The 14,238-nt window shown below is 56.7% G+C and carries 14 protein-coding genes; 9 read left to right on the top strand and 5 right to left on the bottom strand.

Annotation, left to right across the window (positions count from 1 at the left end; all coding sequences use genetic code 11):
- Nucleotides 1–10 precede the first annotated feature (10 nt).
- Complete coding sequence (locus tag KHU29_RS10650) at nucleotides 11–778, top strand: SDR family NAD(P)-dependent oxidoreductase (protein ID WP_211452779.1); 768 nt, start codon at nucleotides 11–13, stop codon at nucleotides 776–778.
- Nucleotides 779–866: 88 nt separating this feature from the next.
- Here the strand turns inward: KHU29_RS10650 and KHU29_RS10645 are convergent, their stop codons facing one another.
- On the bottom strand, nucleotides 867–1,358 hold the full coding sequence (locus tag KHU29_RS10645) for a thioredoxin family protein (protein WP_246541819.1): 492 nt from the start codon (nucleotides 1,356–1,358) through the stop codon (nucleotides 867–869).
- 232 nt (nucleotides 1,359–1,590) lie between these two features.
- Here KHU29_RS10645 and KHU29_RS10640 point away from each other — a divergent pair, with 232 nt between their 5' ends.
- Nucleotides 1,591–2,856: a lipoprotein-releasing ABC transporter permease subunit gene (locus KHU29_RS10640; protein WP_211452778.1), complete on the top strand. Its 1,266-nt coding sequence runs from the start codon at nucleotides 1,591–1,593 to the stop codon at nucleotides 2,854–2,856.
- Entirely contained in the window at nucleotides 2,849–3,559 is a 711-nt protein-coding gene (gene lolD, locus KHU29_RS10635) for a lipoprotein-releasing ABC transporter ATP-binding protein LolD (protein WP_211452777.1), read from the top strand. Before KHU29_RS10640 ends, lolD begins: the two co-directional genes overlap by 8 nt.
- Here lolD and KHU29_RS10630 read toward each other — a convergent pair.
- Nucleotides 3,550–4,473: a YihY/virulence factor BrkB family protein gene (locus KHU29_RS10630; protein WP_211452776.1), complete on the bottom strand. Its 924-nt coding sequence runs from the start codon at nucleotides 4,471–4,473 to the stop codon at nucleotides 3,550–3,552. The genes lolD and KHU29_RS10630 overlap by 10 nt on opposite strands.
- Nucleotides 4,474–4,513: 40 nt before the next feature.
- Entirely contained in the window at nucleotides 4,514–5,011 is a 498-nt protein-coding gene (locus KHU29_RS10625) for a hypothetical protein (protein WP_211452775.1), read from the bottom strand.
- Between the two features lie 161 nt (nucleotides 5,012–5,172).
- On the opposite strand from KHU29_RS10625, the gene rpsO reads away from it, so the two are divergent.
- Nucleotides 5,173–5,442, top strand: coding sequence for a 30S ribosomal protein S15 (gene rpsO, locus KHU29_RS10620; RefSeq protein WP_014007042.1), 270 nt, complete (start codon nucleotides 5,173–5,175; stop codon nucleotides 5,440–5,442).
- A gap of 290 nt (nucleotides 5,443–5,732) precedes the next feature.
- The gene (gene pnp, locus KHU29_RS10615; RefSeq protein ID WP_211452774.1) at nucleotides 5,733–7,868 is read left to right on the top strand and encodes a polyribonucleotide nucleotidyltransferase; all 2,136 of its coding nucleotides are present in this window, start codon (nucleotides 5,733–5,735) and stop codon (nucleotides 7,866–7,868) included.
- 248 nt (nucleotides 7,869–8,116) lie between these two features.
- Here pnp and KHU29_RS10610 read toward each other — a convergent pair whose 3' ends face one another.
- Together KHU29_RS10610 and fdxA are read right to left on the bottom strand one after the other, a co-directional pair.
- Nucleotides 8,117–9,202, bottom strand: a complete 1,086-nt coding sequence (locus tag KHU29_RS10610) for an NAD(P)/FAD-dependent oxidoreductase (RefSeq protein ID WP_211452773.1) — start codon at nucleotides 9,200–9,202, stop codon at nucleotides 8,117–8,119.
- A 215-nt stretch (nucleotides 9,203–9,417) separates the two neighbouring features.
- Nucleotides 9,418–9,741 (bottom strand): ferredoxin FdxA, encoded by a 324-nt coding sequence (gene fdxA, locus KHU29_RS10605; RefSeq protein ID WP_092357129.1) that lies wholly within the window; start codon nucleotides 9,739–9,741, stop codon nucleotides 9,418–9,420.
- A 298-nt stretch (nucleotides 9,742–10,039) separates the two neighbouring features.
- On the opposite strand from fdxA, the gene KHU29_RS10600 reads away from it, so the two are divergent.
- From KHU29_RS10600 to KHU29_RS10585, 4 genes are all read left to right on the top strand, one after another.
- Nucleotides 10,040–10,978 (top strand): cation diffusion facilitator family transporter, encoded by a 939-nt coding sequence (locus KHU29_RS10600; RefSeq protein WP_211452772.1) that lies wholly within the window; start codon nucleotides 10,040–10,042, stop codon nucleotides 10,976–10,978.
- Between the two features lie 36 nt (nucleotides 10,979–11,014).
- Entirely contained in the window at nucleotides 11,015–11,425 is a 411-nt protein-coding gene (locus KHU29_RS10595; protein WP_211452771.1) for a hypothetical protein, read from the top strand.
- Nucleotides 11,426–11,533: 108 nt separating this feature from the next.
- Nucleotides 11,534–12,727 (top strand): nicotinate phosphoribosyltransferase, encoded by a 1,194-nt coding sequence (gene pncB / locus KHU29_RS10590; RefSeq protein WP_211452770.1) that lies wholly within the window; start codon nucleotides 11,534–11,536, stop codon nucleotides 12,725–12,727.
- Between the two features lie 95 nt (nucleotides 12,728–12,822).
- The gene (locus KHU29_RS10585; protein ID WP_211452769.1) at nucleotides 12,823–14,232 is read left to right on the top strand and encodes a sodium:proton antiporter; all 1,410 of its coding nucleotides are present in this window, start codon (nucleotides 12,823–12,825) and stop codon (nucleotides 14,230–14,232) included.
- Nucleotides 14,233–14,238: the final 6 nt, after the last annotated feature.

The raw sequence follows: 14,238 nt of genomic DNA, 5'->3' as shown, positions 1-14,238 counted from the left end.
AGAGAAAACCATGCAAATTGAAAATAATGTATTCCTGATCAGCGGCGGCGGTTCCGGCCTGGGTGCGGCAACCGCCGCCTTGCTGGTGCAGGGCGGCGCCAAGGTCGTGATCGCCGATATCAATCAGGAAGCCGGCGCCGCGTTGGCGACGCAGCTGGGCGCCAACGCCCGCTTTGTGGCGACCGATGTCTGCAGCGAAGCCAGCGCGACGGCAGCGGTTAATACCGCTCTCTCCGTGTTTGGCGGTTTGCATGGGTTGATCAGCTGCGCTGGCGTGGCGCCGGCCAAACGTATCGTCGGCAAGGAAGGGCCGCATGCGCTGGAAGACTTCAGCCGCGTGGTCCAGATCAATCTGATCGGCACTTTCAACATGATGCGCCTGGCCGCCGATGCGATGAGCAAGGGCGAGCCGAATGCCGATGGTGAGCGCGGTGTGATCATCAACACCGCTTCGGTTGCTGCATTTGATGGCCAGATCGGCCAGGCGGCCTACGCCTCGTCCAAGGGCGGGGTAGTGGCCTTGACCTTGCCGGCAGCGCGCGAACTGGCGCGCCACGGCATCCGTGTGATGACGATTGCGCCTGGCATCATGGAAACGCCGATGCTGCTGGGCATGCCGGAAGAGGTCCAGGACGCGCTCGGGAAAATGGTGCCGTTTCCGCCGCGCCTGGGTAAGCCAGCTGAATTCGCGGCATTGGTGAAAACCATCGTCGAGACGGTTTACCTGAACGGCGAAGTGATTCGCCTCGACGGCGGGATCCGGCTGGCGCCTAAGTAATTAATAATTAATGGCGGATAGCGCAGTAGTTGTTGAGTAGTTGCTGAGTAGTTGTTGAAATTGAAATTCGGGGCGGCTGAACGCAGGTTTAGCCGCCTTGTCGTTTCACGATCTGTTTATTGAAGAAGTCATAGATGCCGTTCTCGCCCATGCGGCGGGCATCCGCCAGCTCACCGGCTTTGGTCGAGTACAGGATCTGGTTGTCCGGGCTGAGCAGTACAGCGGCAGGAATACCCTTTTTGATCGGGTTGCCGTAAGACTGGGCGACATCGAGATTCTTGTCGAAATTGCCGACGTCGATCTTCACAAGGATGAACTTGCCGTCGATCAGCGCCGCGCTTTTGCCATGTATCGCCTTGTCCAGTTCGCGGCAATCGGTGCACCAGTTGGCGCCGAATACCAATATCACCTGCTTGTGGCTGCTTTGGGCCTGGCTTAATGCCTGGCTCAGGTCGGCTTTGGCGTCGGCCTTTTCATCATAGGGAAGCGGGGCAGCGGCTACCGCTTGCGCCAATAACAGTCCCAGGCATAGGGCGAGAAATTTCTTCATCATGCAATCCTGTTCGGGTTGGGTAGTCATCCGGCATCTTTCCGATGCCGGACGTATTACGAATTCAGTCGTGTGCCGAATAGTATATTTCGTTTTGGCAATCGGTGGGCATCCTGGCTGACAGCGCGATTACGCAGTTTTTGGACCGTTTTGATATTGAACGATAGTGCCGGGTTTCGATCAGAGTAAGCGCATTCAGTTGCAAAGCTCCGTAAGTTCGCCAAATTATGGCAAACTGCGGGCTGATTTCGGGAGCCTCGTGTTGAGCATCTTAAAAAATTTACCGTTTGAGTGGCTGGTCGGCATTCGCTATACCCGTGCGGGTAAGCGCAGTGGCCGTAACAGCTTTATTTCCTTCATTTCGCTGATATCGATGGCCGGCATCGCCCTGGGTGTGGCGGCGTTGATCGTGGTGCTGTCTGTGATGAACGGCTTCCAGAAAGACGTGCGTGACCGCATGTTGTCGGTGCTGGCGCATATCGAGGTGTTCGACGCCTCCGGCTCCATGCCTAACTGGGAAGACGTTGCCAAGCAAGCGTTCAGGAACAAGGAAGTGATCGGCGCCGCGCCCTATGTCGATGCGCAGGCCATGCTGGTGCGTGAAGGCGTGCTGCGCGGCGTGGCGATACGCGGTGTATTGCCGGCCGAAGAACCGAAGGTGTCGGATGTGGCCAGCAAGGTCAAGCAAGGCAGCTTCAATGACCTCAAGCCGGGCGAGTTTAATATCGTGCTGGGGATAGAGCTGGCGCATGCCTTGAGCGTCGGCATCGGCGACAAGGTGACGTTGATGGCGGCGCAAGGGCAGGTGACGCCGGCAGGCGTGATTCCTCGCCTGCGGCAATTCACCGTGGCCGGGATTTTCGAGGCCGGCCATTTTGAATACGATTCGACCCTGGCTTTCATCCATCTTGAGGATGCGGAAAAGATGTTCCGCCAGGATTCGCCGTCCGGCGTGCGCCTGAAGATCACCGACATGTTGCAGGCGCCGCAGATCGTGCAACAACTGGCGACCACGCTGCCGCCCAATTTGTATCTGCGTGACTGGACCCAGCAGAACAGCAACTGGTTCGCGGCAGTCAAGACCGAGAAACGCATGATGTTCATCATCCTCACGCTGATCATCGCGGTGGCGGCTTTCAACCTGGTCTCGACGCTGGTGATGACGGTGACCGACAAGCAGGCCGATATTGCGATCCTGCGCACGCTGGGCGCTTCGCCCGGTTCGATCATGAAGATTTTCATGATCCAGGGCGCGCTGGTGGGTCTGATCGGCACCGCCATCGGGGTCGGGGCCGGCGTGCTGGTGGCCTTGAACATCGACGTCATCGTGCCGTTTATCGAAAACCTGCTGCACGTGCAGTTCCTGCCCAAGAGCGTGTACGTGATTACCGAATTGCCGTCAGACTTGCGCTGGCCGGATGTCGGGACTATCGGCGGTGTCGCCGTGGTGCTGGCCTTCCTGGCGACTTTGTATCCGAGCTGGTGGGCTGCCCGGGTGAAACCTGCTGAGGCATTGCGTTATGAGTAAGCCAAATAATCAGAGCAACAATCAAATCGTTCTATCCTGCCGTGGTTTAGGAAAAACCTTCACCCAAGGTAGTTATTCGGTGAAAGTATTGAACGGCATCGATATCGATGTCGCCAAAGGCGAACAAGTGGCGATCGTCGGTGCGTCCGGCTCGGGCAAGTCGACCCTGTTGCATTTGCTGGGCGGCCTGGATGCGCCGACCGCCGGCAATGTCAGCCTGCTGGGCAAGGACTTTACGACGCTGGGAGAAAAGACGCGCGGCGACTTGCGCAATAACGCGCTCGGCTTCGTCTATCAGTTCCATCATCTGCTGCCGGAATTTTCGGCGCTGGATAACGTTGCCATGCCGTTGATGATTCGCCGCCTCAAGCGTAGCGATGCACAACAGCAGGCGCGCGAAATCCTGGCCCGGGTCGGCCTGGCGGAGCGCGTGATTCATGTCCCGGGTGAACTGTCCGGCGGCGAGCGCCAGCGGGTAGCGCTGGCACGGGCGCTGGTTACCCAGCCGGCTTGCGTGCTGGCTGACGAGCCAACCGGCAACCTGGACCGCGCCACCGCGCAGATGACTTTCGACCTGATGCTGGAGTTGTCGCAAACCTTGGGCACCGCGTTCGTGATCGTCACCCATGACATCGAGCTGGCGCGCCGCTGCGGCCGCATCCTGCGGCTTTCGGATCGCGGGCTGGAACCGTATCAGGACTGAGCCGAAGAGGTCGGGGCCGGCGTCGAATGATTGCCGGCTTCCTTGTCCTTGTCACTCTCTTGCAGGCTACCGAAAAACAGAGCGTACTGGCGCGTGAATTGCGCCCCGAAAAAGAAAATCTGCGCCGAGTAATAAATCCATAGCAATAACGCAATCACTGAGCCGGCAGCGCCGTAGCTGGAAGCGATACCGCTGTTGCCAAGGTAGATGCCAATCAGGTATTTGCCCAGTACGAACAGGGCGGCGGTACCTACCGAGCCTATCCAGACATCGCGCCAAGGTAATTTGACCTGTGGCAGCATCTTGTAGATCGAAGCGAACAGGCTGGCGATCACGGCAAACGCAAACAGATGCGACAGCGGTGAAACAATCACTGTCAGACTGAGCCACATGCCCCCCAGGTATTTTGCCAGCAGCGCCAGCGCAGCGCTCACCGCCAGCGAGGTGAGCAGCAGGAACGCCAGCACCAGGATCAGTCCGAACGACAGCAGCCGGGTACGGATCAGCGTCACGATGCCGGAGTGGCGGGTGAGCGGGACGTACCAGATCTCGTCCAGGCTATCCTTCAGCTCGGAGAATACGGTAGTGGCGCCGATCAGCAGCACCGCTACCGCAATCATCGCGGCGATGGGGCCGGAACGATTGTCATGGGCTGCCGCCAGCAGCAACTGGATGGCGTCGGCGCCGGTCGGGCCGATCAGGCCGGACAACTGGCCGAAAATTTCCCCGCGCGCAGCCTGCTCTCCAAATACCGCGCCGGCAATAGCAATTACCAGTATCAGCATGGGCGCCATCGAGAACAGCGTGTAGAAGGCCAGGGCCGCACCTTTGCTGCCAGAACGCTGCTTGAACCATTCCTGCAGGGTGCCGGCCAGCATCGCCTGGATGCGTTGACGTGCGGGGAGTTTTGTCATTTATGCCGCCATTCGCTTTGGATTAAGCCGCTTTAAGCCACTACATGCCAAACCTGCTATGTTCGTAGCGTGGATCAGGGCCGTTTTCGAGTTTGCGCACAATCCCGCTGTCGTCGAAATAAACCGTCATCATCGAGTTCCAGACGCCGCTTTCCTTGTAGCCGTAGTTCCAGCCGTTCAGTTTCACGCGGTCGTAGTAGATGGTTTCGATCGGCTTGCCGATGGTCCGCAAGACATCGTTCTGATTGAACTGATTCACTTTGATGGTGGCGAATTTTTCCAGAGTCAGTACTTGCTCATATGAAACCAGCTTGTGGTCCGGGCCGATTTTTGCCATGAAAGTCGCCTGGCCAAACGGGCCGCGTGAATATTCCAATAATACATCATTGCCGTCCTGATAAGATCCGGTCGGTTTCCCCAGGCGGGCCAGCACCTGCGCCTCCGGTTCGCCGGGATTGACCGGCGGCGCCAGGAGCGAGGCGCAACCGCCAAGGCTAAGCAACAAACCGGCTAGCAGGGTGGGAAAAAAGTGCTTCATGGCAATTCTCCAATATTGATTGTTGTCGGGTGCGCTAACTATTTGAATCAGCAGGATTTTTGCTATATACTGCGCGTCTGGTCATTCGACCGGATTTTTTAATTGTTTGTTCACGGTGCATAGGGTTACGTACTCTGTACACCGCTTGTGAAAGGTAAAGCATGACTATCGAAAAAACAGCCAAGGCCGCTATTATCACTGATAATGCGCGCGGTCAAAACGACACCGGCTCCCCAGAGGTGCAAGTTGCGCTGCTGACTGCCCGTATCAATGACTTGAACGGTCACTTCAAAGCCCACGCTAAGGATCATCATTCCCGCCGCGGCCTGATCATGATGGTTAACCGTCGTAAAAGCCTGCTGTCCTACCTCAAAGGTAAGGATCTGAACCGTTACCGCTCGCTGATCGAAAAACTCGGCTTGCGTAAGTAATAGTAAGTGCGCGACTCCTCGTCGGCCCGCGATATTTTTAACGACATCCAGTTTCGATATTTCGTGACGATGTCCGTGGTCCGTCGATAAGTTGAAAAAAATGCCTGTATCAGTCTCTGATGCGGGCATTTTTGCTTTTGGCGGCTTGCTTATCTGCACAAGTTTTACAAAGTTAGAAGTTGGTTCAGTGCAAGGAGACGGCACTCGCTGGTAATGCCTGCGATGTAGTCGTCTGTGGTGAGGTGAACGACAGCGCCTGAAAATCTGTCGGCAAAATGAAAGGATATATTGTGTTTAATAAAGTTACGAAGACATTCCAGTATGGTCAGCATCAAGTTACGCTGGAAACCGGCGAGATCGCTCGCCAAGCCTCCGGCGCAGTGCTGGTATCGATCGAAGATACCGTTGTGCTGGCTACCGTTGTGGCACGCAAAGATGCCAAGCCAGGTCAGGATTTTTTCCCGCTGACCGTTGATTATGTTGAAAAGACTTACGCTGCTGGCCGTATCCCGGGCGGTTTCTTCAAACGCGAAGGCCGTCCTTCCGAAAAAGAAACCCTGACATCGCGCCTGATCGATCGTCCGATCCGTCCGTTGTTCCCGGAAGGCTACCTGAATGAAGTGCAAGTCATCATTCACGTGTTGTCGGTCAATCCTGAAATCGATCCTGATATCGCTGCAATGATCGGCGCTTCGGCTGCCTTGTCGGTTGCCGGTATTCCTTTCGCCGGCCCGGTTGGCGCTGCGCGCGTTGGTTATATCGACGGCCAGTACGTCTTGAACCCGACCACTTCGCAACTGACCAAGTCAGCCATGGACCTGGTGGTTGCCGGTACTGAAACTGCAGTGCTGATGGTGGAATCCGAAGCCAGGCAATTGTCCGAAGAAATCATGCTGGGCGCGGTTGTTTTCGGCCACGAGCAATCGAAGGCGGTTATCAACGCGATCCACGAACTGGTACGCGACGGCGGCAAGCCTGAAGTCGAATGGAGCCCGGCGCCGAAGAACGACGCACTGATCGCTCGCGTTGCGCATTTCGGTGAAGCCAAGCTGCGTGAAGCTTATCAAACCAAAGACAAGCAAGCCCGTACGACCAAGCTGAAAGACGCTTTCGCTGAAGTCAACACGGCACTGGCTGCTGAAGCTGCATCGATTGGCGCTGCTGCACCTGACTCTTCGGAAGTCAGCGGCATCCTGTTTGACCTGGAAGCCAAGATCGTCCGTTCGCAGATCCTCGAAGGCGAGCCGCGTATCGACGGCCGCGACACACGTACCGTGCGTCCGATCACGATCCGCACTGGCGTCTTGCCGCGTACCCACGGTTCGGCACTGTTCACCCGCGGTGAAACCCAGGCGCTGGTAGTTGCCACGCTGGGTACCGCACGCGACGAACAAAAGATCGACGCGCTGATGGGCGAATATTCGGACCGTTTCATGCTGCATTACAACATGCCACCGTTCGCAACCGGCGAAACCGGCCGCGTAGGTACGCCTAAGCGCCGTGAAATCGGCCATGGCCGTCTGGCCAAGCGCGCACTGCAAGCAGCATTGCCGGCGCCGGAAGATTTCAGCTACTCGGTACGCCTGGTGTCGGAAATCACCGAATCCAACGGTTCGTCGTCGATGGCTTCGGTCTGCGGCGGCTGCCTGGCATTGATGGATGCCGGTGTGCCGATGCAAGCACACGTTGCCGGTATCGCCATGGGCCTGATCAAGGAAGGCAGCAAATTCGCCGTCCTGACCGACATCCTGGGCGACGAAGATCACCTCGGCGACATGGACTTCAAGGTAGCCGGTACCGCTAACGGTATCACTGCTTTGCAAATGGATATCAAGATCCAGGGCATCACCAAGGAAATCATGCAGGTCGCATTGGCGCAAGCTAAAGAAGGCCGCATCCATATCCTCGGCAAAATGCAAGAAGCGGTACCGCACGGTAAAACCGAGCTGTCCGATTTCGCACCACGCCTGATCACCGTCAAGATCAATCCGGAAAAAATCCGTGACGTGATCGGCAAGGGCGGCGCTGTGATCCGCGCGTTGACTGAAGAAACCGGTACCCAGATCGATATCAGCGACGAAGGCGTCGTGACTATCGCTTCGGTGGATGCTGCTGCAGGCCAGGAAGCCAAGCGTCGCATCGAAGAACTGACGGCTTCGGTTGAAGTCGGCAAGGTCTACGAAGGTACTGTCTTGAAGCTGCTGGATTTCGGCGCAATCGTGCAAGTATTGCCGGGCAAAGACGGTCTGCTGCACATCAGCCAGATCGCCAATGAACGCGTGAATGCGGTTGCAGATTACCTGAAAGAAGGCCAGCAAGTGCGTGTCAAGGTTCTCGAAACCGATGACCGCGGCCGTTTGAAACTGTCGATGAAGGCAGCCCAATCTGACGAAGGCGGCGAAGCTGCTCCGGCAGCGGCGCAGTAATCCAGCGGTTAAAAAATGCCCGGGATGCAGATGCATCCCGGGCATTTTTACGTTTACCCGATACAAAGGAGGTAGGGTGGGCACGTATGCCCACGCGTGAACTCACGCCATGTATATGCGTATTGACGCGCCGCAAAGGGGCGCTCTCCGGATATCACGGTAACGCGTGGGCATACATGCCCACCCTACGCGAAAAAAAAGCCGCCGGAGAGTGGCTCTCGGGCGGCTTTTTATCGTTGAAACCGGGCTTAATCGAATACTGGCGATTCCACACCCAAAATCTTGTGCAGCTTCGGCGATGTGGTGGTGTACTGCATGTGGATCTTCTTGTCCGGGAAGATGTACGGCGCAGCGCCGAATGCAGCCAATGCAGCTTCATGGAAGCCCGACAGGATCAGTTTCTTCTTGCCCGGGTAGGTGTTGATATCGCCGACCGCGAAGATGCCTGGCACATTGGTTTCGAACTTCTCGGTATCGACCACGCGCAGTTGCTTACGCTCGATATCCAGGCCCCATTCAGCGATCGGGCCGAGTTTTGGCGACAGGCCGAAGAACACCAGCAGGGTATCCAGCGGCAGGCGGCGGGTGACGCCATCCGGGCCGGTGACCTTGATTTCGCTGAGTTTGCCGTCTTTGGCTTCGTGGCCGGTGACCTGGCCAACCAGGAATTGCATTTCGTAGGCTTCGCACAAGGCTTTCATCTTGGCCACCGAAGCCGGCGCCGCGCGGAATTCTTCGCGACGGTGCAGCAGTACGACCGATTCCGCCTTGCCGACCAGATCCAGCGCCCAGTCCAGCGCCGAATCGCCGCCGCCGCAGATCACCAGGTTCTTGCCGTGGAACTGGGCCGGATCCTTGACCCGGTAGAACAGTTGGGTATTGTCGAACTGATCGATGCCGTCGACCTTGATGGTGCGCGGCTGGAACGAGCCGACGCCGGCTGCGATGAAGATGGTTTTGGTGATGAAACGGGTGCCGGCCGACGTTTCCAGGTCGAAGCGATTATCTTCGCGGCGCGCTACCAGCGTGACTTCCTGGTTCAGGTGGAAGGTCGGCTCGAACGGCTCGATCTGCTTGAGCAGATTATCGGTCAGTTCCTGGCCGGTGCAGACCGGGACTGCCGGAATGTCGTAAATCGGCTTGTCAGGATACAGTTCCACGCACTGGCCGCCGACCACCGGCAGGGAGTCGATGACATGGGCCTTGATTTCCAGCAGGCCGAGTTCGAAGACCTGGAACAGGCCCACCGGACCGGCGCCGACGATGACGGCATCGGTCTCGATCGGTGTGCTGTTGGCGGAGTTGAGTGCTGCAAGCTTGACGTTGGTATCCATAACGACGATCTGATTCCTGTTTCAGTTGGGTCCCCCAAAACGCCGTGGCGGTGTACTTGCGATGGCTGCGACGGCGATTGGATTAAAATTTCGCGAATTTCTGTCTGACGGCGAATAAATGCTGCACTGTGGCTGGGGGCAATGGCCTGGCTTAAATTGGTGGCTTGGCGCCATGCTGCACCGGGCCGCCATTCAAGCGGCGGCCAAGAGGCAGCTTAACGTTGCAAAAATTCCAGTTTTTCTTTTACATCTTTCCATTCCTCGGCTTCTGCCAAAGGTGCAATGGTCTTGGTGATCGATGGCCAATGGCGCGACAGATCTTCATTCAGCTTGATGAAATGCAGCTGATCCGCAGGCACGTCTTCTTCGGCGTAGATGGCGTTCACCGGGCACTCGGCGACGCAGACTGCGCAATCGATGCACTCGTCGGGGTCGATCGACAGGAAATTCGGGCCTTGCCGGAAGCAATCAACCGGGCATACATCCACGCAGTCGGTATAGCGGCAGCGAATGCAGGATTCGGTCACAACGTGGGTCATAACAACAGTCCTATCTGTAATAATGGTCTTGAGGCGGCGGCAGGGGTTTTCCAGCAAGCGGCGCTGTTCTACGCACCCTGTCGCAAAGCCTTGTATTTTAAGGTAATTCTAGGTTTCCCACAAACAGCTGTTATATAGAATCCATATAAGCAAATGTGAAATTCACATTAGCCGCAAATGCCGTTGTTATTCGCAGTTTTACCATATCCATCCAAGGTTTTTCGAGGCAGCAGCAGGATTGCTTGCGCGAACTTGGCAAAATGGCTATCGTAATTGCATTTGTTGCTATAGGATAATTATGTCATCTTCCACGGAAGGTTCCACCAAAGCCATATTTTATGCTTTGGGCGCCAACGGCGGGATTGCTCTGGCCAAGTTTGCCGCCTCGATCTATACCGGCTCCGGCGCCATGCTGGCGGAAGCCATTCATTCTCTGGCCGATTGCACCAACCAGGTATTTTTGCTGATCGGCTTGAAAGAAGCCAAGAAACCGGCCAACACCTCCCATCCGATGGGTTATGCGCGCGTGGTTTATTTTTGGGCGATGATGGTAGCGCTGCTGTTATTTTTTGTCGGCGGGGCGTTTTCGGTCATGGAAGGCATCGAGCATTTCAAACATCCGCAGCCGATCAGCGCTCCCTGGATAGCCTTGGGCGTGCTGGGGGTGTCGGTGGTGCTGGAAGCAATTTCCCTGCGCGGAGCGATGGTGGAAATCCGCAAGATTTCGCAGGGCAAGCCATTCATGCGATGGTTTCGCGAAACCCGGCAGTCGGAACTGATGGTGGTGGCAGGTGAGGATATCGCCGCGCTGGCGGGTCTGGCGTTGGCATTTGGCGCCGTCCTGATGACCGTGATCACCGGTAATCCGCTGTGGGACGCCTGCGGCACGATTGCGGTTGGCGTGTTGCTGATGGTGGTCGCGGTGATGGTGATACGCGAGGTGAAAGCCATGGTCACCGGCGAGTCCGCCGCACCTGAGGTGCATGCGGCCATCAAGGCGCATATCGAAGCGGACGCCGATGTGGCGAGCATCAGGAATCTGATTTCGATGCAATGGGGCGAGCAAGTCATGATTGCGGTGCAAGCCGTGATGCGGCCACAGTCTTCCGATGTGGCGCTGGTCGATGCGATCAACCGCATCGAGGCCGGGATCCAGCAACGCTGGCCGCAGGTGCACTGGTGTTTCTTCGAGCCCGACCATGCGCTGTTGAAAGACGCTGCTGCCGGAGTTGAATAAGCAAGCCACAATATTTTTTCGTCAGGGAGCATTGCCATGAGCCAGCATCTGCCGCAGTTTCTTCCGCAATCGCTTCGGCAATTTCGCCGTGTGTCGCTGATGCTGGTGTTCGCCATGCCAGCCTTGCCGGCGTATGCCGCGGGGCCGCTCACGACGCCTAATCCCGTGATCCAGTCGAATGCCACCAGCTCCGGGAGCATCCAAAATAGCCAGTCGGCGGAAGATAAAAAGAAATTGCTAGCTGCGCCTGAAGCGGACGCGCAGGCAAACCCAGCCGGCAGCGGCCTGATTTTCCAGGGTAGCAATTATTGCGACGATTTGCAGCAGCAAATCAAGCGTGCCCAACCAGCCCCTGACCGCTTGAAGCAAACCGCGAGTGGTAACGTCACGCAATACGACGACCGCAGCAAGCTGGAAGCGCGCTATCGCAGCGAATGCATCAAATAAACTGCTTGCCGCCGTTTTGCCTGGCTGCTGTTGTAAGATGCGAAATCGATTCCAGGCAATCCGGCAGCAGCCATTTTTCCAGCCATCACCGTCCCGCATTCACATACCATGATCATTACTTCGCTGCTCGACACAGACTTATATAAATTCACGATGATGCAGGTGGTATTGCATCATTTTCCCGCAGCAGAAGTGGAGTATCGCTACAAATGCCGTAACAAGGGCGTGGACCTGCGGCCTTACGTCGATGAAATCCGCGATGAAATCGCCGGCCTGTGCCGTCTGCGCTTCCAGGAGCAGGAACTGGCTTATCTCAGCAGCCTGCGTTTCATCAAGAGCGATTTCATCGATTTCCTGAGCCTGTTTCATCTGCAGCAAAAATATATCACCGTGCAGCCGTCGGCAGCGGATAACGGCGAAATCGATATCGTGATCAAAGGGCCGTGGCTGCATACGATCCTGTTTGAGGTGCCGGTGCTGGCGATCGTCAATGAAGTTTATTTCCGTGCCACGCAGACTGCGCCGGATTATCTGGAAGGGCGCAAACGCCTGCAAAGCAAGATGGCGTTGATCCGCGACGATGCCGCCATGGCCGGCTGCAATATAGCCGATTACGGCACGCGCCGCCGTTTTTCCCGTACCTGGCACGAGGAAGTGGTGCAGACCTTGCAGCGCGATTTCGCGCAACATCTGGTCGGGACCTCCAACGTCTATTTCGCCATGAAATTCGGCATGACGCCGCTGGGCACCATGGCGCATGAGTATTTGCAAGCCTGCCAGTCGCTCGGCCCGCGCTTGCGCGACTCGCAGATTTTCGGGTTTGAAATGTGGGCCAAGGAATATCGCGGCGATCTCGGCATTGCTTTATCCGATGTCTACGGCATGGCGGCATTCCTGCGCGACTTCGATCTGTACTTCTGCAAATTGTTCGACGGTGCGCGCCATGATTCCGGCGATCCGTTCGAATGGGGCGAGCGCCTGATCAAACACTATCAGGACAATCGTGTCGATCCGGCGACCAAGTCCCTGGTGTTTTCCGATAGCCTCGATTTCGGCAAGGTCAACGAGTTGTATCTGCGGTTCAAGGACCGGACCCGGGTGGCGTTTGGCGTGGGGACCAATCTGACCAACGACCTGGGCTACACGCCATTGCAAATCGTCATAAAGATGGTGCGCTGTAACGGCCAGCCGGTCGCCAAGCTGTCGGATACGCCGTCCAAGAATATATGCGACGACCAGGCTTATCTGAACTACCTGCGCCAGGTTTTCGAGATCGCCGATCCTGTTGTTGCAGCAACATAGTGCGCGTCTTTGTTATTTATTTGATATCTATTTTGTGCTAGAATAGCCCGCGCCTTGATCAGGCATCGATCGATCACCTTATCCGGAAGACTACATTGCATAAAAAAATCCTCGCTACCTTGATTGCCTTCCTGCCAGTAGTTGCGCAGGCAGCAGAACTGGACGGCGCCCAGCTGTCAGCCTGGTGGGGCGTCCCTTTCATGGGCTTGCTACTGTCGATTGCGCTCGGGCCCCTGTTGGCGCCGACCTTCTGGCACCATCATTTCGGCAAGATTACGGTAGTCTGGTCGCTGGCTTTCCTGATTCCGTGCGCACTGGCGTTTGGCGTGCCGACAGCGGCCGCCGGCGTGGTGCATGCCTTCATGGCAGAGTATTTTCCCTTCATTATTTTGTTGCTCGCCTTGTACGTGGTGGCCGGTGGCATATGTTTGCGCGGTAATCTGCATGGAACGCCGGCCTTGAATACAGGTTTGCTGGCAATCGGCACCCTGCTGGCCAGCCTGATGGGCACCACCGGCGCTTCCATGCTGCTGATCAGGCCTTTGATCCGCGCCAACGACAATCGCAAGCATGTGGTGCATATCGTCGTATTCTTCATTTTCCTGGTGGCCAATGCCGGCGGCGCCTTGACCCCGCTTGGCGATCCACCCTTGTTCCTGGGGTTCTTGAAGGGCGTGGATTTTTCCTGGACCCTGAAGAACATCTTTGGCGAAACCATGTTCATGTGGGGTTCGCTGCTGCTGATTTTCTATTGCCTCGACCGTTTTTATTTCCATAAGCGCGAAGAGGAATTCGCACCTTCGCTGGACCCAACGCCGGACGACGCCAGGCTGCGCTTCGAAGGAAAATTCAACTTTTTCCTGCTGGCGGTAGTCGTCCTGCTGGTGCTGATGAGCGGCTTCTGGAAGCCTGGAATCAGCTATGACATCTACGGCACGTCGGTGGAGTTGCAGAATTTGCTGCGGGATGGTTTGCTGGTCGTAGTGATCCTGGTTTCGCTCTGGCTGACGCCTAAGATCGCCCGCGAAGGCAATGATTTCAGCTGGGGACCGATTCTTGAGGTAGCCAAATTGTTTGCCGGGATCTTTGTCACCATCGCACCGGTGATCGCCATGCTGCGCGCCGGCGAGCACGGCGCTTTCGGTTTGGTGGTCAGCGCTGTCACCGGCGCCGATGGCCAGCCCAATAACATCATGTATTTCTGGGCCACCGGCATACTGTCCTCCTTCCTCGATAATGCGCCGACCTATCTGGTATTCTTTAACACAGCTTCCGGCGACGCCGCTGAATTGATGACCAGGCTGGCTGCGACACTGGCGGCGATTTCCTGCGGCGCGGTGTTCATGGGCGCCAACAGCTACATCGGTAACGCTCCGAACCTGATGGTGAAAGCCATCGCCGAAGAGCGCGGCATCCGCATGCCGTCTTTCTTCGGTTACATGGGTTGGGCTTGCGTGGTATTGTTGCCATTGTTTGTGATAATGACGTTGATTTTTTTCCGTTAATGGCAG

This window comes from Collimonas antrihumi (genome assembly GCF_018304965.1).
GTDB classification, from domain to species: Bacteria; Pseudomonadota; Gammaproteobacteria; order Burkholderiales; family Burkholderiaceae_D; genus Collimonas; species Collimonas antrihumi.
Note: the sequence above shows the minus strand (reverse complement) of the source record. Positions and strands in the feature narration are given on the sequence as shown.